The sequence below is a fragment of the Marinococcus sp. LNHM3E3-2.2 genome, assembly GCF_056034385.1.
In genome coordinates this window covers 115967-135028 of sequence record NZ_JBQLIC010000002.1, presented here as the reverse complement: position 1 = coordinate 135028, position 19062 = coordinate 115967, and the positions used below count along the sequence as shown (strand labels likewise).

Genomic DNA, 19062 nt, shown 5'->3' with positions numbered 1-19062 from the left:
TTACTTCTCCTGTTCTGGATGTTTTAAGTAGTATCCAACACCACGTCTTGTCACAATCCACTCAGGGAAGCTCGGATTGTCTTCTACTTTCTCTCTTAAACGGCGCACCGTTACGTCCACGGTACGTACGTCCCCAAAGTAATCATAGCCCCACACGGCCTGCAGAAGATGCTCTCTTGTCATTACCTGGCCGATATGGCGGCCAAGGTAAAGAACCAGTTCAAACTCCCGATGCGTAAGGTCTATCGGCTCCCCACGTTTTGTTACTAAATAAGCATCCGGGTCTACGAGAAGGTCACCGATTTTTATAGCATTCTGCGGCTCGGTGCTGCCTTCTTCTGCTGCCGGCTGCTTCCTGCGAAGATTGGCTTTAACTCTGGCCAGAAGCTCCCGGTTGCTGAACGGTTTGGTTACATAGTCATCTGCTCCAAGTTCAAGACCGAGCACCTTATCGATTTCCCCGTCTTTAGCAGTTAACATGATGATGGGCATATCAAACCGCTTCCGGACTTCTCTGCATACTTCCATGCCGTCCTTGTTTGGAAGCATGACGTCAAGAAGAATCAGATCCGGACCGAAATTATCCACCTTTTCTAAAGCTTCGTCGCCGTCATATGCACAAACAACCTGAAACCCTTCTTTTTGAAGATTAAATTCTAATATATCAGCAATTGGCTGTTCATCATCGACTACTAATATTTTCTCATCCATGTTCCCACCGCTCCATTCCTCAAATGTGAAAAGGCATAAATTCAATCATCTATGTGTAGTAACATCCTGCAAAGGTATGCCTCTTTATGTTTATTGCAAAATATTTAAGAGGATTACAATTCTCTTTCACATTGTAACACAGCTCTTTATCTGTTCCTATCGAGGCCGAAAGCCTGTGAAAAAAGCGCCTGGACGTCAATGTCCAGGCGCTGGTTATTTTATAAAAATGGTGGCTCGAGACGGAATCGAACCGCCGACACGAGGATTTTCAGTCCACTGCTCTACCGACTGAGCTATCGAGCCATGCTAAAAAAATAATTTTGCTTAGATACTGCTCTTGCTTCCAGGGCTACTGTCCTTACCCTCATTCTTTGCTTATTCGATGAAGCAATTCGGGACGGACAACTCGCAGAACATTCGGAGAAGTATCGCTTGTTGCTCTACCGACTGAGCTGCCTGGCCATGAGTAAATCAGAAAATAAAATGGCGGGCCTGACGGGATTTGAACCCGCGATCTCCTGCGTGACAGGCAGGCATGTTAACCACTACACCACAGGCCCTTTTTAAAAAGAATACACTGCGAATCTTATCGTCTGCTGCTTTCGTTCGCTGCAGTCACGTACGCTTTGTACGTTCCTTTGCTCTCTCCCTGGCAAACTCAACCTTCTGGTGTCTTCTTTCCAAAAATGAGTAAGGGGGAATACACTGCGAATCTTATCGTTTGTTTCAGTGATGTTCATTTTCTGCTTGATAAGAAAATGGTGACCCGTACGGGATTCGAACCCGTGTTACCGCCGTGAAAGGGCGGTGTCTTAACCACTTGACCAACGGGCCTTTCATGGTGAGCCATGGAGGATTCGAACCTCCGACCCTCTGATTAAAAGTCAGATGCTCTACCAACTGAGCTAATGGCTCCTAATATGAAGAAATTGTCGCTGTGGATAACGACAACATGAGTAATATTATCACGTCACAGATGCAATTTCAACTAGTTTTGCATGAAAAAAGTGATTCGTTGAAAAAAGCATCCGCCTCTATGGCAGATGCTTAGTGGTTTTTATTGGATAGCCCATACACCGCGGACCATATTTGTCTGATTCCGGTCCGGGCCTACTGAGAAAATGCTGATAGGAATGTTGGTCAGCTGGGAAATACGTTCAATGTAATGACGGGCATTTACCGGAAGATCCCCGAGCGACGAAGCACCGGTGATGTCTTCTGTCCAGCCCGGCAGCTCTTCATAAATCGGCTCGCACTCTGCAAGTACCTTCAGGCTCGCAGGGAATTCTTCCATAATCTCTCCCCGGTACTTATAGGCCTTGCATATTTTGAGCGTTTCAATACCGGTCAAAACATCAATGGAATTTAAAGATAAATCGGTGATCCCACTCACCCTGCGGGCATGACGCACGACTACGCTGTCGAACCAGCCGACACGGCGGGGCCGGCCGGTAGTGGTCCCGTATTCGTTTCCGACTTCACGAATCTGGTCCCCGGTTTCGTCAGACAGCTCTGTTGGAAACGGGCCGTCGCCAACGCGGGTCGTGTATGCTTTGGAAACGCCCACCACGTGCTGAATTTTGGACGGTCCTACTCCCGAACCGATAGTTACGCCGCCGGCGATAGGATTTGAGGAAGTGACAAAGGGATACGTGCCCTGGTCGATATCAAGCATCACGCCCTGCGCACCTTCAAACAGCACCCGGCGGCCTTTATCGATCGCTTCATTCAACTCTACCGATGTATCACAGACATACTTCGCAAAGAACTGGCCATACTCATAGTATTCATCCAGAATATCTTCAAGCTCAAACCCTTCTGCGTCATACATTCTTTCGAGCAGACGGTTCTTTTCTTTCAAATTCCGCGACAGTTTTTCCCGGAATTCATCTTTATCCAGAAGGTCAGCAATACGGATGCCTACGCGGGCAGCTTTATCCATATAAGCCGGGCCAATGCCTTTACGGGTCGTTCCAATTTTATTTGTGCCTTTGCTGTCTTCTTCCACGGCATCGAGACGCAGATGGTAAGGAAGAATAACGTGGGCACGGTTGCTGATACGCAGGTTGCTTGTATCAACGCCGCGCTCATGCAGATATTCCAGCTCTTCAACGAGCGCTTTCGGATCAATAACCATTCCGTTTCCGATGACACATGTTTTATTATCATAAAAAATTCCGGACGGAATTAAATGAAGCTTGTATTTAGTTCCTCCGAAGACAATCGTATGACCAGCGTTATTTCCACCCTGGTAACGGGCCACAACCTCCGCATTTTCTGATAAGTAATCCGTTACTTTTCCTTTTCCTTCGTCTCCCCACTGAGTTCCTACAATTACTATTGACGACACAGCGTCCACCTCCACAATCTCTCCTGCCGGCACCTTAGGCATATTTTTCTTGCTTATCCAATAACGTTCACTTGGCTTCATCTAAAGTTTTCATATTCTTATTTTATTATGGAGAAAATCCCTTAGATAGTCTATCAACCACGGCACACAAAGTCAATAAAACACGAACATTAAAAGTTTTATTTGCTTAATTTGTTCGCTTATACAAAAAGCCCGGAGTCTAAGCTCCGGGCGGGATCTGATTATCGTCGTGTCGCCGGTCCAAATTAACGAATTTATTATATTCTTTAATAAAAGCGAGCTCGGCCGTACCAACCGGCCCGTTACGCTGTTTGGCAATAATAATTTCAATGATATTCTGGTTTTCGGATTCCTGATCATAGTAATCATCACGGTATAAAAACGATACAATATCTGCATCCTGCTCAATACTTCCGGATTCCCTTAAATCAGACATCATCGGGCGTTTATCCTGCCTGGATTCCACCCCGCGGGAAAGCTGGGAGAGCGCAATTACAGGGACCTCAAGTTCACGCGCAAGAGCTTTTAAATTTCGGGAGATTTCCGAAACTTCCTGCTGGCGGCTTTCCCCGCCTCTGCTGCTTCCCTGGATCAGCTGCAGATAGTCAATCAGAATCATTCCAATACCCCGTTCCTGCTTCAAACGGAGGCATTTCGCACGTATATCGTTTACCCGTATGCCCGGGGAATCATCAATAAAAATACCGGCTGAAGATAAGCTCCCCATCGCCATCGTCAGCTTTTCCCAGTCCTCTTCCTGAAGCGCACCGGTACGAAGACGGTTAGCATCAATGTTTCCCTCTGCACAGAGCATCCGCTGCACAAGCTGGGCAGCACCCATCTCCAGGCTGAAAATAGCCACATTTTCCTCGGTTTTTGTTGCAATGTTCTGGGCAATGTTTAAGGCAAAGGCCGTTTTCCCCATCGAAGGCCTCGCAGCCACAATCACCAGGTCACTGCGCTGAAATCCGGCAGTCATATGATCGAGCTCGGCAAAGCCGCTCGCAATTCCGGTTACGTCATTTTCCCGGTTCTGCAGCATTTCAATATTGTCATATGTTTCAATGAGTACATCTTTGATGGAAACGAAGGCAGACGAACGACGCTCCTGCGATACTTCCATTATAGTCTTTTCAGCTTCGTTAAGTACTTCCTCTACATCATGTTCTCCGCTGTAGCCTTCATTCACTATGTTAGTTGCCGCACGTATCAGCCGCCGCAGCAGGGACTTACTGTATACGCCCTGACTGTAATAACCAACGTTGGCCGCTGTCGGTACAGCATTTGCCAGATCGGTAAGATAAGAAAGACCGCCGATTTCTTCGAGCACCTGTTTTGCCTGCAGTTCCGTGCTGACCGTAATAAGATCAACCGGCTCTCCCCGTTCAGACAGCTCAATCATCGTATTAAAAATACGCTGATGCGACTGACGATAGAAATCTTCCGGCATCAAATGCTCCGTGGCAGTAATGAGTGCTTCGCCCTCTAAAAAGACAGCACCTAAAACAGCCTGTTCTGCTTCAATATTCTGCGGGGGGACCCGTTCTGTGAAAATATCATTCATTGCTTTCACCTCTATAGAACGTGTTGAAAAAAAGAGCCTGGTTCTTACCCTCTGTTTATGACGGGGAAACAGGCTCTTTATTCATCCACGCAGCTGTTACTCTTCCGTCACGTGTACGTTTACGACAGCTGTGACTTCAGGATGAATCTTGATTGGTACTTTAGTATAGCCAAGTGAACGAATTGGCTGGTCAATTTCTATTTTACGTTTATCCACTTTCATGTTCATGCTTTTCAGCTTTTCCGCAATCTGTTTTGTAGAAACCGCTCCGAACAAACGACCGCCTTCTCCTGCTTTGGCAGTAAGCTCTACGTCTGTTGTTTCGAGCTGCTCCTTAAACTTCTTCGCCTGCTCAAGCTCTTCCTGCTCACGTTCTTTTTGTTTTTTCTGCGTAGCTTCCAGGTCCCGCAGATTGCCTTTGCTCGCTTCTACAGCAAGGTCCTTCTTTAATAAATAGTTTCTGGCGTACCCTTCGGATACGTCTGCAACTTCACCTTTTTTCCCCTGGCCTTTTACGTCTTGTTTCAGTATGACTTTCATTCGGATGTGCCCCCTTGCAAATATTCATCAATGGCCTGCTTCAGGCGTTTTTCCGCTTCTTCAATCGTAGTATCGGTCAGCTGCGTTGCCGCATTCGTTAAATGACCGCCTCCGCCTAAAGCTTCCATTATTAACTGCACGTTCACTTCACCAAGCGAACGGGCGCTGATACTAATTTTATCATCCTGACGCTTAGATATCACAAATGAACCTTTGATATCGTTCATCGTAAGCAGGGTATCTGCTGCCTGAGCGATTAAAATCTGGCCGTACATTTCATCTTCCGCAGCGGCGGCAACAGCCATGCCGTCACGGTAGACCTCCGCCCGCTCGATAAGATGCGACCGCTCCACGTATTGATCGAGATCTTCTTTTAAGAGCATCTGCACCATAGTCGTGTCGGCACCGTGCATTTTTAAAAATGAGGCTGCATCGAACGTTCTAGATCCGGTTCGGATGGCGAAGCTTTTCGTATCCACAATAATGCCTGCAAGCATCGCCGTTGCTTCAAGCACATCCATACTGAGCTTTTTCGGCTGATACTCCAGAAGCTCTGTTACAAGCTCGGCTGTGGATGAAGCGTACGGTTCCATATATACAAGCACCGGATCTTCAATGAACTCTTCTCCCCGGCGGTGGTGATCAAGAACAATCGTACGGTTCACGCGGTCAATCAGCCGCGGCTCGATAACCATGGAGGGTTTGTGTGTATCCACAACAACGAGCAGCGTGTGCTTCGTCACTTCATCCATTGCTTCTGACGGCGTAATAAATTGAGACCAAAGGTATTCATGGTTTTCGATTTCTTCCATCAGCTTTTTCACATCCGGATTAATTTCATCCGGATCTACGACAACATACGCATCTGTATTATTTACCTCAGCGATTTTAAGCACGCCAATCGCAGCACCAATAGCATCCATATCCGGATTTTTATGGCCCATCACAATGACCTGGTCGCTTTCGAGAACAAAATCACGCAGTGCATGGGAAATAACTCTGGCGCGCACCCGGGTACGCTTTTCGACCGCATTGGACTTTCCCCCGTAAAAACGCACCTTTCCGTTCGCGTCCTTGATGGCTACCTGATCGCCTCCACGTCCGAGTGCGAGATCGAGACTGGACTGGGCCAGGGAACCAAGCTCCTGCAGGGAGGGCTCGCCCGAACCGATGCCGATGCTAAGGGTGATGGTCACCTTCTCTTTACTCGTAATATCACGTACGTAATCGAGCAGCTCAAACTTTGTCTGCTCAAGATGATCAAGGGCGTCCTGATTCATGATAGCAATAAACCGGTCTACAGCGATGCTGCGCAGTAAAATGTCATGATCCCCCGCCCACTCATTCAAAGCGGTAGTCACATGACTCATCAGCCGGCTTCTTGTCTGATCGTCCATGCCCTGGGTAACTTCAGTGAAATTATCCAAATAAATAAACGCCACAACTGATTTTTCTTTTTGATACATCGCCTGAATATCCGTCGTTTCAGTCATATCAAAAAAATACAGCAGCCGTTCTTCGCGGTGAATATAAACGGTATAATGACGATTTCTCATCGTTAAATGTATTTCGCTTTCCCCCTGCTTAATCGCTGCAGCCAGACGTTCAGATACAGTACTGATCGGTTTTCCCATGAACTCCTTCGGCAGGTAGGAAAGAATGAAGGGGTTCGCCCACTGTATCTGATAATTCTTATCATATAACAGTATGCCGATAGGCATTTCGGTTACTGCCTCTTCCCCCGCCTTGTTCACACGGTGGGTCAGCGTAGATATATACCGTTCAAGCTCTTTTTCAAATGAACGCTCCGCCTGGATAACATAAATAGCCAAAGCTCCAAGCAGGACAAATCCTACAGCCCCTATTTCCCATTGAAACCAGGTGAGAAAGGCAAGTGCTATTCCGGCTAGTATGAACAATCCGACGATATGATAGCCGTACCACCGCCGTATTAAAAACTTCGGCATGTAACTCAACCCCTACTTCGTGTCGGTTTGAATGCGTTGCTTCAAGTTTAAACCTAAATCTATTATACCTAAAATGCGGGCCAAAAATAATGCTATTGTTGATAATAATATACTCCCGACGATAATGAGAACCCCGTAGTATTTCGGATAGGATTTAGCATGCAGGAAATAAAAGATCACGGTAAAGCCCTGAATCGCCACAGCCAGCTCCAAAAGAGGAAAAAGATTCATAACAACAATATACATAGCCGTGCCTTCTTCAAGCCCAATCAAAATAAATATGGAACCGGTCAAATAATACCATATGAGAGACCTCGGAAAATTCCAGTTTCGAAAAGCCGGAAACTGCTGGTAATCCATCCGGACACGCTTCAAAATAACATGAGCGAACACCTGGGTTATAAATGAAAGAATAATGCCTGTGCCAATAAGGAGCACCGGACCGATGTATTGAATCAGTGTAACCATCTCTGCTAAGGCATCCAGATTTGAGGTATTCTGATCGATACTCTCCATCATGCTTCTCGCCTGGGCAATAGATTCATTCAGTGTTTGCTGGATCAATTGGATCGGATCAATATTAAACAAAAGAACCGAACTTAAATAAAATAAAACCAGGCCGATGATATAAGCCACAGTCCCTGCAGCAAAAACGGCAAAAGCCGGCTTCTTTTGATGAATAAGCGCACCTGCTGCAATGCCCCCAAGACCGAAAATCAAAGCAGTCGGAAAACCAATACCACCCGTAAACAAAGTCGCAAGCAGCGCACAGACGATAAACATAAAAATGCCCGGCTTCCATCCGTTTCTTGCCACAAAAATAATAAACGGAAGCGGCATCGCTATCGTTAATATACTTCCGACGACCGGCACAAAGATCAGCAGCAGTACCAGCACCAGGAAAATAGCGCTAAAGACGGCTGCTTCTGCGACACTTCTAGCATTTTTCACTTCACGTTCACCTCATTTACAAAGGCAGTCAAATAAATGTACAGCAGCCGCCCAATTGCTTTCACTCCCACATTATCCCAGTGCTGCCTTTATCTCTTCGTACTCATGGAAATTCCATTCGTTCATTTTAGCTTATTCCCTTTTAAAAAGAAAGACGAACAGCCGAATAGTCAAAGGCTGTACATATCTAAAAAACGCTGACTTACGTCAGCGCCTTATTTCGTTTATTTATCTGCAGCCGGGCTTTTATTTATTCTTCATTCGGCAGCTTGAAGGAAGATTCGTTTGGAACCTCTGCTTCTATGTTTTCCTCTGCGGCTTGAATATCATCCTGCTTCAATTCTTCAAGCTGTTTATTAATTTTTGTAATATAAGACTGAACGTCCATATGAAAACCTCCTTCCCAGTATATAAAACGCTTTAACAATTACTTCATTTATACCCCGGGGAGGGAGCGGCCTAAACATACAGCCAGTTTCCATACAATAAAACACCCTTCCCCGGGCATAAGGCCTGGAAAAGGGTGTTTAAATGTTTCCTTTACTGCTCGCGCACAAAAGGAAGCAATGCTACGTGACGGGAACGCTTGATAGCGCGGGTCAGCTTACGCTGATATTTCGCACTCGTACCAGTTACGCGGCGTGGAAGAATCTTCCCTCTTTCTGAAATAAACTTCTTCAAGAGTTCAGTATCTTTGTAATCGATATGAGTAATTTTGTTTACTGTGAAGTAACAAACTTTCCGTCTTTTTCCTCTACGACGTGCTGCTGCTGCCATTGTTTATCCTCCTTTATAAAAGATTGTTTATGCTCTCAGGGGTTTTAGAATGGCAAATCGTCATCTGAAATGTCGATTGGCTGCCCGTTATCCGAAAACGGATCATCGTTTAAATTAGACGAATCGCGATTTTGCTGGCCTGAACCTGAGCTCTGGCTGCTCTGCTGTTGAGAATAGCCGCTTCCCTGCGAAGAACCTCCGCCTCCGGACGCTCCGCGCGGTTCAAGGAACTGCACGCTCTCCGCCTGAACTTCTACTACCGTTACACGACGGCCTTCCTGGTTTTCATAGCTCCGGCTCTGCATACGTCCATCCACACCGGCCAGGCTGCCTTTTTTCAAGTAATTGGCCACATTTTCTGCCTGCTTCCGCCAAATGACGCAGTTAAGAAAGTCTGCTTCCCGTTCGCCCTGCTGGTTGGTAAATGGACGATTTACCGCAATGCGAAAGTTAGCGACTGCTACGCCGTTCGGGGTATAACGCAGATCAGGGTCCGCGGTCAGCCGACCGACTAACACGACACGATTTATCATTTAAACCCCTCCTGATTGTTAATGAAATTAGTCGTCGTTACGAACAACTAAGTGGCGGATTACGTTATCATCGATTTTAACCAGACGGTCAAATTCGTTGGTAGCGTCCGCGGTGCCTTTAATGTAGGTTACAACGTAATACCCGTCACGAAAATCATTGATTTCGTATGCGAGACGTTTTTTTCCTACTTCGTCTACTTTTTCAATTTCAGCGCCGTTATCCGTTAAGATTTTGTTGTACCGTTCGATTGTGTTTTTGACACCATCTTCGTCAACATTCGGGCTGATAATGTAAAGTACTTCATAATTCCGCATGCTGCGTCACCTCCTTTTGGTCTTCGGCTCTTCTCCGGTGGAAAAGAACAAGGAGCAAAAAACGCTTATCCGTTTTTAACTCGCAAGTTAAAATTATATCAGCTTGAATTGCATTTTACAATATTCCCGGAGGAAAAATTAAACGTTAAAGCGGAAATGAACAACGTCGCCGTCCTTAACGATATATTCCTTGCCTTCAAGCCTTACCTTGCCTGCTTCTTTGGCGCTATTCATTGCACCTGCCTGCATCAGGTCTTCGTATCCGACAACCTCGGCACGGATAAAGCCTTTCTCAAAATCACTGTGGATTACACCGGCAGCCTGGGGAGCTTTTGTATTTTTGCGGATCGTCCAGGCCCTTACTTCCGGTTCACCTGCAGTAAAATACGTCTGCAGGCCAAGCAGGGAATAAGCTTCCCGGATCAGCTGGTCAAGCCCCGGCTCTTCAATGCCGAGATCCTGAAGAAATTCATTTTTTTCTTCTCCTTCAAGCTCCGCGAGTTCTTCTTCAATTTTCCCCGAGATAACTACAACGCCCGCACCTTCAGCTGCTGCAAATTCTTTGACACGGGAGACGTGCTCATTGTCTTCTTCTTCCATTAAGTCATCTTCGCTGACGTTGGCGACGTATAATACCGGCTTCATCGTGAGAAGCTGGAAGCCTTTAACGATTTTCAGCTCTTCCTCAGTCCATTCCAGGCTGCGCACGGGCTGTTCTTCTTTCAGTGCTTCGACAATCTTTTCGAGTACTGCATGCTCCTGCATTGCATCTTTATCCTTGGATTTGGCAAGCTTTGCTACTTTATCGATCCGCTTTTCTGCCGTCTCAAGGTCTGCAAGAATCAGTTCCAGGTTAATTACTTCGATATCATGGATCGGATCTATTTTCCCCGAGACGTGAGTCACGTCATCACTGTCAAAGCAGCGTACCACGTGGGAAATAGCGTCCACTTCGCGGATATGCGAAAGGAATTTATTTCCCAGGCCTTCTCCTTTACTCGCTCCTTCAACAATGCCGGCAATGTCTGTAAATTCGAATGCGGTAGGAATCGTTTTTTTCGGCTGAAACATATTTGTTAACTGTTCGAGCCTGCTGTCCGGCACTTCCACAATACCTACGTTCGGGTCAATTGTGCAGAACGGATAGTTGGCAGACTCCGCTCCCGCCTGAGTGATCGCGTTGAACAATGTTGACTTCCCGACGTTCGGAAGTCCGACTATACCTGTAGTTAAAGCCATTTATTATTTCCTTCTTTCTTTCAATTAATATTTCTCTAAACATAACAAAGAGGACAACCGCAGCTGTCCTTAAAAGCAACTCTTTATCGTTAGTATATTGCTTTGAGTATAGTATAATTTCACTTTTGCGACAACAAGAGCAGCTTTACCGGAATTATTCGAGCACCTTTTTCACCTTTTTACTGAATTCTTTTCTCGGAAGCATCACGCTATGTCCGCACCCTTCGCACTTAATCCGGATATCGGCGCCCATCCGGATAATTCTCCAGCGATTTTCTCCACAAGGATGCTGCTTTTTCATTTCCACAATACTATTGATATCAAAAGGCTGCTTTTCCACCATAAGGCCCGTTTTCTCCTTTCTTCTCATCTCACCTGAACGATTCGGTACTTTTTATCCTATCGTAATCCGTCAAAAACCTCAATTAAACTCTCATCTTTCTGTCCGGGGCGGCTTTTGCTTAAATACGACAGTTATTTTTACCCAAACGCGGGTATAGTAGGCTAATACAATTATTTTTGGGGAGAATTCTGGAAAGGAGTTATCTGCTATGGGGAAAAAAGCTGTTTCACGTGAAGCCTACCGTACTCACTGCCACGTCAGCATGGATGAGCCCGGAAGTGCTGGAGAGCTGGCGGACTGCCTGACCGGTCACATCCGGGAGCGTGTCACAGATGAAGATATCATCCTGGTCTGTATTGGCACAGACCGCTCCACCGGAGATTCTCTAGGGCCTTTAACCGGAAGCAAGCTTCTTGAAAAGCAACTGGAAAACTTTTATATATACGGCACTCTCCAGTACCCGGTACATGCTGTTAATTTAGAAGAAACGCTTTCGATCATTGCCGCAGAGCATCCGCATGCTTTTATTATCGCTGTAGACGCCTGTCTTGGTTATCTTCAGAATGTAGGGAAAGTTACTTTGAATGAAGGAGGAGTAACTCCGGGAGCTGCCATGAAAAAGAAGCTTCCAATGGTTGGAGATATGCATATTAACGGCATAGTGAATGTCAGCGGAATGATGGAATACTTCGTACTGCAAAATACCAGGTTGTATACTATCGACACAATGGCTTCTTTAATAGCAGAAAGCTTCCTTCTTGCCGACCGGTCAATCTCAACGCAGCATGTCCTGAAGGAGGAAGAAGCCACCACCCCTCCGTTAACTTTCCATAACGAGGACGACCATGTCCGCTTCCTTCGGGAGGCTTCATCCGCCGAACAGACGGATAATAAACACAAAAAAAGCCACCATCGGTATCGCCGGAAGTAGATTTGCCACCCGGATTTCTAAAAGACCTGCCAGCTTTAAGCCGATAGCAATAATCATCACGCCGCCGGTAGCCGTCATTTCAGTAATAAAGGTATCCATGGCCTCCTGCGGCACCAGCCTATCAATTTGGACGGCAAAAAGGGCAATGGATCCCTGGTAAATAACGACTGGGATAAACGAAAATAACACCCCGATCCCCATCGTCGTTGTAAAAATAAGCGCTGAAAATCCGTCCAGCATTGATTTTGTAAATAACACATCGTGCTCCTGGCGCAGCCCGCTGTCCATTGCTCCAAGCACTGCCATAGCTCCCACCACATATACCAGCGTGGCAGTTACAAAACCTTTGGCTACTGTGTTCTCTGTACCGCTGTTTCCCATTCGTTTTTCCACCCACTGGCCGACCGACTCCAGACCATCTTCGATTCGCAGGCGCTCTCCTGCCCAGGCTCCAGTTACCAGACTGCCCACGACAATTAAAAATTGTTCTGTCTGCAGTCCCATCTGAATGCCAAGAAGAACAACCGCCAGCGCCAACGCCTGCATAATGGTTGTTTTCATTCTTTCCGGTATACGGTGAAACAATAACCCCATTAATGATCCAATAATAATAGTCACTCCGTTGACCAATGTTCCTGTCAGCACCATAAATGTCCGCTCCCTTTTCCCATTTGTTTCTTTATTTCTCTCTGTATATTCTTTTGAAATCCTTTGTGGATACGCTGATAAGTGCAGTCCAAATGCCGGAAGCAACGGTGAGTCTCTTCATCCTGTGCTTTTGGCTATTGATTTTTGTGCCTTTTGGGCTGGCTTTAAATATTTTACTATAAAATGAACTGGAGCGGGCTTGCCCTAAAAGGCAAAGGTTACATAGCTGATGTCTTTTATCGTTTTTTCTGCCCTTTCATTTTAAGGAGAGATTATAATGATCGTCCTTTTACCTAATCATAAATACAATACCGCTAAAAGTATACTTGCTCTGCAGCAGCAATCCTACCATACAGAAGCTGTGCTTATAGACAATTTTGATATCCCTGCTCTAAATGAAACGGTGGAAGCTATCCGGGCATCGAAGGAAACCTTTGTTGGTTACTTTGTGGAGGGGGAGCTTTGCGCTTTTATTGCTTATGAATACCAGGAAAAAAAGCTGCAAATCACAAGACTCGTCGTCCACCCGGATTTTTTCCGGAGGGGCTTTGCCTCTTATTTGCTGAAATATCTATTAAATCACCATCTGGATACTTTAATTTACGCTTATACAAGCGAAAAAAACCAGCCGGCGATCGATCTTTACCATTCATTTGGATTTGTCATTTCCCGCACATTCAGCCTTTCCGACGGGCATCCCATGGTAGTACTTGAACGCCATTCCTCCTACGCCTGATACTTCGTCCTACCCTCCGCCTTTTAAGCCATGCAAAATAGAAAGGACTCCCGGGTAAAACCGGAAGCCCTTTCCTTATTCTTTTTCTTCACTCAGAAGCTGAAGAATCCGATCCAGGTCCTCATCCGAAAAGAATTCGATTTCAATCTTTCCTTTGTTTTTTCCCTGCTGAATAGAAACGGAGGTACCAAAATATGATTGGAGTTCCTCAGCTTTTTGTTCAAGGAAAGGAGAGGCCGGCTGTTTTGGCTTTGTTTCACGTGGAACACCCTCGTTCATCTGCTGAACAAGTGCTTCCGTCTGCCTGACATTGAGTGCCTGTTTAACAATCTGTTCGCTTACCTTCACCGCCAGCTCTTTCTTTTTCAATCCAAGAAGCGTTCTGGCATGTCCCATGGAAATCTCCTTGGTCTCAACGAGCTTTTGCACTTCTGCCGGCAGCTGCAGAAGTCGGATATAATTGGCAATGTGCGGTCTGCTCTTTCCGAGCCGCTTGGACAGTTCATCCTGAGTAATGTCGAGTGATTCCACCAGACGCTGATACGCATGGGCTTCTTCTAATGGATTCAGATCTTCCCGCTGCAGATTTTCAATTAACGCGACTTCCATCATCCGCTCATCGCTTAAATCCTTTACAATCGCCGGAATTTCTTTTAGGCCTGCCGCTGAGGCAGCACGGAACCGCCGCTCTCCCGTAACAATATCGTACCCTTTAATACTTTTGCGAACGAGAATTGGCTGCAAAACACCGAACTCCGCCACAGATTGCTTCAGCTCTTCAATCGCTTCTTCTTCAAATCGTTTTCTCGGCTGATAAGGGTTCGGCCGTAATTCCTGTATTGGTACGGCAGTGATTTGATCTTCGTTGCCGCCTGTTTCTTCCGGGAAAAAAGCGTTCAATCCTCTACCTAGACCTTTGGCCACCAGCAACCACTTCCTTTGCTAATTCTAAATAGACCTCGGCACCCTTAGACTTTGCGTCGTACATAATAATTGGAAGACCGTGGCTTGGAGCTTCCCCAAGACGTATATTCCGGGGAATAATCGTTTCGAATACTTTTTCCTGAAAATATTTTTTTACTTCTTCTATAACCTGGAATCCGAGATTGGTCCTTGCGTCGAGCATTGTAAGCAGGACTCCTTCGATTTCCAGATCATGGTTTAAGTGCTTTTGCACAAGCCGGACGGTATTGAGCAGCTGGCTCAATCCTTCGAGGGCGTAGTACTCGCACTGCACAGGGATTAAAATCGAATCCGAAGCGGAAAGCGCGTTGATCGTTAAAAGCCCAAGGGAGGGAGGGCAATCGATTATTATGTAGTCGTACTGCGCCGCCACATCCTCCAATGCATTTTTCAGCCTGATTTCCCGGGAAATAGTGGAGACCAGTTCAATTTCTGCCCCGGAAAGCTGGATGGTGGCAGGTACTACGTCCAGTTGTTCCAAGGCTGTTCCCCGGACAATATCACGAATATCTGTGTCTTCAACGAGAACGTTATAAACGCACTTTTCAACGTCCCCTTTTTCAATGCCCGCCCCGCTGGTAGCATTGCCCTGCGGATCAATGTCCACGAGAAGCACCCGCTGTCCTACATGTGCCAGACAGGCGCTAATATTTACTGCTGTTGTTGTTTTCCCAACGCCGCCTTTCTGGTTGGCGATAGCAACAGTTTTTGCCATCGATACACCTACTTTCCCAGTTCCATGCTGTTCTTCTTGTTTACTGCTTCGATTTTGGTATTCGAATGGTTACCTGATAATAACCATCATAGTCTTCTTCATCCGTATCAATTGCCATGCCGCTTTTCGTCACCATATCTATCGACTCCCGGATCGTATTTAAGGCAATACGGGTATCTTTGGATACGTGCTTTTTCGGCTGCCTTGTCTTTTTTGGCTTTGGATCAAGCAAAGCAGCAATCCTGTCTTCCGTCTGTTTCACGTTCCAGTCCTTTTCAATGGCCTCGTTAACGATACGATCCTGGCGCTCCGCCTCCGGCAGCTTCAGAAGGGCTCTGGCATGCCGTTCAGTAATTTCTTTTTCTGAGAGCTTCTCCTGAACGTATTCAGACAGATGCAGCAGACGGAGCTTGTTAGCAATGGTCGACTGACTTTTTCCCAGCCGCTGCGCCAGACTTGCCTGCGTGAGCTGATTCATTTCAAGCAGCCTGGCGTATGCAGCTGCCTCTTCAAGCGCTGTCAATGCTTCCCGCTGCAGGTTTTCAATAAGCGCAATTGAGGCCGTCTGGGTATCATTAAATTCTTTCACCAGCGCCGGGATCTCTTTCCATCCAAGCTTCTGCGAAGCGCGCCAACGCCTTTCGCCAGCAATAATCTCATAGCCTCCGGACTGCTTTCTGACCGTTATTGGCTGCAGAAGGCCGTGCGTCTGCAGCGATTGAGCTAATTCCGAAAGCTTTTCATCTGAAAAGATGGTCCGTGGCTGAAAAGGATTCGCCATGATTTGATGGATGGGAATCATTTTAACTTCGTGTTCATTAATGCCGCTTTTTTCAGCCTGGTTGTCTCCCAGACCGAACCATTTTTGAATCGACTGTTTCATACCCGTATATCACCTCACTTAAAAACTGCGGCCCATGATGTTTCACTAGTGGATTTCGTACATTTGCTCTTTCATTCTATCACGTTTCTAAGGGTTGTCGAATGAGCCGTGGGTGATTATAAAGGATTTTTTGCCGGGGTCCCTGGTTTTCTCGGATACGCTTTTGGGGTCTTTTTCCTTTTTTCGAATGCTAAAAGCACCCGTTCGCTCTCTTCTTCAGGCAGTTTCATTTTCTTCGGGGCCAATGCTTCTGCTTCTAATTTTAACAGGGCGTTTTCTGCCTCAAGCAGTTCTTCTTCCCCGCTGGCTCCCTTCCAAGCAATGAAAACACCTCCCGGCTTTACAAACGGCAGGCAGAGCTCGAGCAGTACTGGCAGCTTAGCCACAGCACGGGCACTCGCTGCGTCAAACTGATCCCGGTACGTCTTTTGACGAGCCAGCTGCTCCGCCCGGTCATGGATAAGGGTCACTCCTTCAAGTCCAAGCTCACTGACGATTTCCTCTAAAAAACCGATGCGTTTTTTTAAAGAGTCGACAATCGTAACCTGAAGCTCCGGAAAGCAGATCTTAAGAGGCAGACTTGGGAAGCCGGCTCCTGAACCGACATCGATCAGGGTTCCTTCTGCCTTAAAGGCCGAAAGGGAAGCCCCGGTAAGAGAATCATAAAAATGTTTTTCATATACCTCCCGTTCTTCAGTAATGCCTGTCAGATTCATGCGCTCATTCCATTCCACTAGCAGCTGATAATACTGTTCAAATTGCTTCTTCTGTTTATCGTCCAAAGAAATATGTATGGCTTCAAGCCATTCCGGAAACGTTTCTTTACTCATTCTTTTCTTTCCTGCCCTTCACTGGATAATACGACAACGCTCACACTCCTGGTGTTTACCCCTTAGCAAAACGGCGTTGTCTTAAAAAAAGCCCCTGCTTTCAGTAAGCAGGGGCTTTATCACGCACTGTTACGTTGTTGCCATACGGCCCTGTTCAATATACACAAGCAGTATAGATATATCGGACGGATTCACCCCGGATACACGGGATGCCTGTCCGACAGAAAGCGGACGTACTTCTGAAAGCTTTTGTCTCGCTTCAATCGCAATACCCGAGATGGAGTGGTAATCGATGCTCTCTGGAATTTTTTTCTCTTCCATTTTTTTCATCCGCTCGACCTGTTCAAGCTGTTTGGAAATATATCCTTCGTATTTTACCTGAATTTCCACCTGTTCGGCTACATCCGGCGCAATAGACGAAGGCGCGTCTGCAAATGGAGCAACGTCAGCATAACCGATTTCCGGCCGCTTCATCAGGTGGGCCGCCGAAGCTGCTTCCTTCATCGCTGTTGAACCGCGGGAAATGAGCATATCATTAATTTCTTCATGCGGCTTCAGAGTAAAGCTCTCCAATCGTTTTTTCTCAGCCTCGATCGATTCTTTTTTATGCACAAATCGTTCGTAGCGGGCCTCCGGAACCAATCCGATCTCATGACCGATATCGGTTAGACGCAGATCGGCATTGTCATGACGTAGAAGCAGGCGGTATTCCGCTCTCGATGTTAACAGGCGGTATGGTTCGTTGGTGCCCTTAGTGACCAGATCATCAATAAGTACTCCAATATACGCATCCGAACGGTCAAGGATGACGCCTTCCTTGCCCTGTGCTTTACAGGCTGCATTGATTCCGGCCATAATCCCCTGCCCGGCAGCTTCTTCATAACCCGAAGTACCGTTAATCTGACCGGCCGTAAAGAGACCTTCCACGGTTTTTGTTTCAAGGGTCGGCCACAGCTGCGTCGGAACAATTGCATCGTATTCGATCGCATATCCCGGGCGCATCATTTTTACGTTTTCAAGTCCCGGGATCGTTTTGAGTATGCCAAACTGAATGTCCTCCGGAAGACTGGTTGAGAGCCCCTGCACGTAAACTTCATCTGTATTTCTGCCTTCGGGTTCGAGGAAAATCTGGTGCTTCGGCTTGTCGTTAAAACGGACAATTTTGTCTTCAATTGAAGGGCAGTACCTCGGACCTGTTCCTTCGATCATACCGGAATACATTGGGGAGCGCTGCAGGTTGTTTGTAATCAGCTCATGCGTTTCTGCGCCGGTATAGGTGAGCCAGCACGGGAGCTGATCAGTAATGAATTCCACCGTTTCGTAGGAAAAGGCCCGCGGCTGCTCGTCGCCGGGCTGGATCTCTGTTTTGCTGTAATCGATGGAATTACTGTTCACCCGGGGCGGAGTGCCGGTTTTGAACCGGACCATATCGAGCCCGAGCGCTTTAATGCTGTCCGATAAATTGATGGAAGGCTGCATGTTATTCGGACCACTTTCATAAGCGAGTTCTCCGAGAATAATCTTGCCGCGCAGATAAGTGCCCGTTGTCACTACGACCGAGGAAGAATAATAGCTCGCACCAGTATTAGTGACTACGCCTTTACATACGTTATCTTCAACGATCAACTCCTCCACCAGTCCCTGGCGGATCGTTAAATTGTCTGTGTTCTCAAGGGTCCGCTTCATTTCCTGCTGATAAAGAAATTTATCAGCCTGCGCACGGAGCGCCTGAACAGCCGGTCCCTTTCCTGTATTAAGCATCCGCATCTGGATATGGGTTTTATCAATATTTTTAGCCATTTCTCCGCCGAGCGCATCAATTTCGCGGACGACGATGCCTTTTGCCGGCCCTCCTACGGACGGGTTGCACGGCATAAACGCTACGGCGTCCAGGTTCAGCGTCAGCATCAATGTATTAGCTCCCATGCGTGCAGAAGCAAGCCCTGCTTCTACGCCCGCATGTCCGGCGCCGATGACAATCGTGTCATAATTTCCTCCGTTGTAACTCATTACAGTTCCTCCTTCTAGTATTACCCTCCGCCTGC

Annotated in this window: 20 protein-coding genes and 4 tRNA genes; 2 read left to right on the top strand and 22 right to left on the bottom strand. The window is 46.7% G+C overall.

Going from position 1 to position 19062, the window contains the following annotated elements; all coding sequences use genetic code 11:
* From yycF to ACTRXF_RS03160, 16 genes are all read right to left on the bottom strand, one after another.
* Positions 1-711: a response regulator YycF gene (gene yycF / locus ACTRXF_RS03235; RefSeq protein ID WP_091615232.1), complete on the bottom strand. Its 711-nt coding sequence runs from the start codon at positions 709-711 to the stop codon at positions 1-3.
* Positions 712-938: 227 nt separating this feature from the next.
* Positions 939-1014, bottom strand: a tRNA-Phe gene (locus tag ACTRXF_RS03230).
* A 181-nt stretch (positions 1015-1195) separates the two neighbouring features.
* Positions 1196-1271: transfer RNA gene (locus ACTRXF_RS03225), tRNA-Asp, on the bottom strand.
* A gap of 199 nt (positions 1272-1470) precedes the next feature.
* Positions 1471-1545 (bottom strand) — tRNA-Glu (locus tag ACTRXF_RS03220).
* A 5-nt stretch (positions 1546-1550) separates the two neighbouring features.
* Positions 1551-1626, bottom strand: a tRNA-Lys gene (locus ACTRXF_RS03215).
* 142 nt (positions 1627-1768) lie between these two features.
* A complete protein-coding gene (locus tag ACTRXF_RS03210; protein ID WP_474277759.1) occupies positions 1769-3061 on the bottom strand; it encodes an adenylosuccinate synthase in 1293 nt (430 codons plus the stop codon).
* Between the two features lie 220 nt (positions 3062-3281).
* Positions 3282-4646 carry a replicative DNA helicase gene (dnaB, locus tag ACTRXF_RS03205; protein WP_474261243.1) on the bottom strand — a complete coding sequence of 455 codons (1365 nt, stop codon included), beginning with the start codon at positions 4644-4646 and terminating at the stop codon, positions 3282-3284.
* A gap of 96 nt (positions 4647-4742) precedes the next feature.
* Entirely contained in the window at positions 4743-5186 is a 444-nt protein-coding gene (gene rplI / locus ACTRXF_RS03200; protein ID WP_474261242.1) for a 50S ribosomal protein L9, read from the bottom strand.
* Positions 5183-7153, bottom strand: coding sequence for a DHH family phosphoesterase (locus ACTRXF_RS03195; RefSeq protein ID WP_474261241.1), 1971 nt, complete (start codon positions 7151-7153; stop codon positions 5183-5185). Before ACTRXF_RS03195 ends, rplI begins: the two co-directional genes overlap by 4 nt.
* A gap of 12 nt (positions 7154-7165) precedes the next feature.
* Positions 7166-8104, bottom strand: a complete 939-nt coding sequence (locus ACTRXF_RS03190) for a YybS family protein (protein ID WP_474261240.1) — start codon at positions 8102-8104, stop codon at positions 7166-7168.
* A gap of 250 nt (positions 8105-8354) precedes the next feature.
* Positions 8355-8492 carry a hypothetical protein gene (locus tag ACTRXF_RS03185; protein ID WP_474261239.1) on the bottom strand — a complete coding sequence of 46 codons (138 nt, stop codon included), beginning with the start codon at positions 8490-8492 and terminating at the stop codon, positions 8355-8357.
* A 152-nt stretch (positions 8493-8644) separates the two neighbouring features.
* Positions 8645-8881: a 30S ribosomal protein S18 gene (rpsR, locus tag ACTRXF_RS03180; protein ID WP_022792963.1), complete on the bottom strand. Its 237-nt coding sequence runs from the start codon at positions 8879-8881 to the stop codon at positions 8645-8647.
* A 44-nt stretch (positions 8882-8925) separates the two neighbouring features.
* Positions 8926-9414, bottom strand: a complete 489-nt coding sequence (gene ssb, locus ACTRXF_RS03175) for a single-stranded DNA-binding protein (RefSeq protein WP_474261238.1) — start codon at positions 9412-9414, stop codon at positions 8926-8928.
* A gap of 27 nt (positions 9415-9441) precedes the next feature.
* On the bottom strand, positions 9442-9729 hold the full coding sequence (rpsF, locus tag ACTRXF_RS03170) for a 30S ribosomal protein S6 (protein ID WP_022792961.1): 288 nt from the start codon (positions 9727-9729) through the stop codon (positions 9442-9444).
* Between the two features lie 138 nt (positions 9730-9867).
* Complete coding sequence (gene ychF / locus ACTRXF_RS03165) at positions 9868-10968, bottom strand: redox-regulated ATPase YchF (protein WP_322525355.1); 1101 nt, start codon at positions 10966-10968, stop codon at positions 9868-9870.
* 154 nt (positions 10969-11122) lie between these two features.
* The gene (locus ACTRXF_RS03160) at positions 11123-11311 is read right to left on the bottom strand and encodes a DUF951 domain-containing protein (RefSeq protein WP_091615215.1); all 189 of its coding nucleotides are present in this window, start codon (positions 11309-11311) and stop codon (positions 11123-11125) included.
* Between the two features lie 208 nt (positions 11312-11519).
* Here ACTRXF_RS03160 and yyaC point away from each other — a divergent pair, with 208 nt between their 5' ends.
* Positions 11520-12242 (top strand): spore protease YyaC, encoded by a 723-nt coding sequence (yyaC, locus tag ACTRXF_RS03155; protein ID WP_474261237.1) that lies wholly within the window; start codon positions 11520-11522, stop codon positions 12240-12242.
* Here yyaC and ACTRXF_RS03150 read toward each other — a convergent pair.
* Positions 12180-12890, bottom strand: coding sequence for a DUF554 domain-containing protein (locus ACTRXF_RS03150; protein WP_474261236.1), 711 nt, complete (start codon positions 12888-12890; stop codon positions 12180-12182). The genes yyaC and ACTRXF_RS03150 overlap by 63 nt on opposite strands.
* 277 nt (positions 12891-13167) lie before the next feature.
* On the opposite strand from ACTRXF_RS03150, the gene ACTRXF_RS03145 reads away from it, so the two are divergent.
* Positions 13168-13626, top strand: a complete 459-nt coding sequence (locus ACTRXF_RS03145; RefSeq protein ID WP_474261235.1) for a GNAT family N-acetyltransferase — start codon at positions 13168-13170, stop codon at positions 13624-13626.
* A 75-nt stretch (positions 13627-13701) separates the two neighbouring features.
* Here the strand turns inward: ACTRXF_RS03145 and ACTRXF_RS03140 are convergent, their stop codons facing one another.
* The 5 genes from ACTRXF_RS03140 to mnmG all read right to left on the bottom strand — a co-directional run bounded on the left by ACTRXF_RS03140 (position 13702) and on the right by mnmG (position 19027).
* Positions 13702-14550: a ParB/RepB/Spo0J family partition protein gene (locus tag ACTRXF_RS03140; protein ID WP_474261234.1), complete on the bottom strand. Its 849-nt coding sequence runs from the start codon at positions 14548-14550 to the stop codon at positions 13702-13704.
* Entirely contained in the window at positions 14531-15304 is a 774-nt protein-coding gene (locus ACTRXF_RS03135) for a ParA family protein (RefSeq protein WP_022792953.1), read from the bottom strand. The genes ACTRXF_RS03140 and ACTRXF_RS03135 overlap by 20 nt, the downstream gene beginning before the upstream one ends.
* Before the next feature lie 40 nt (positions 15305-15344).
* Complete coding sequence (noc, locus tag ACTRXF_RS03130; protein ID WP_474261233.1) at positions 15345-16187, bottom strand: nucleoid occlusion protein; 843 nt, start codon at positions 16185-16187, stop codon at positions 15345-15347.
* Between the two features lie 116 nt (positions 16188-16303).
* Positions 16304-17017, bottom strand: a complete 714-nt coding sequence (gene rsmG / locus ACTRXF_RS03125; RefSeq protein ID WP_474261232.1) for a 16S rRNA (guanine(527)-N(7))-methyltransferase RsmG — start codon at positions 17015-17017, stop codon at positions 16304-16306.
* Positions 17018-17146: 129 nt separating this feature from the next.
* Positions 17147-19027: a tRNA uridine-5-carboxymethylaminomethyl(34) synthesis enzyme MnmG gene (mnmG, locus tag ACTRXF_RS03120; RefSeq protein ID WP_474261231.1), complete on the bottom strand. Its 1881-nt coding sequence runs from the start codon at positions 19025-19027 to the stop codon at positions 17147-17149.
* Between the last annotated feature and the right edge of the window lie 35 nt (positions 19028-19062).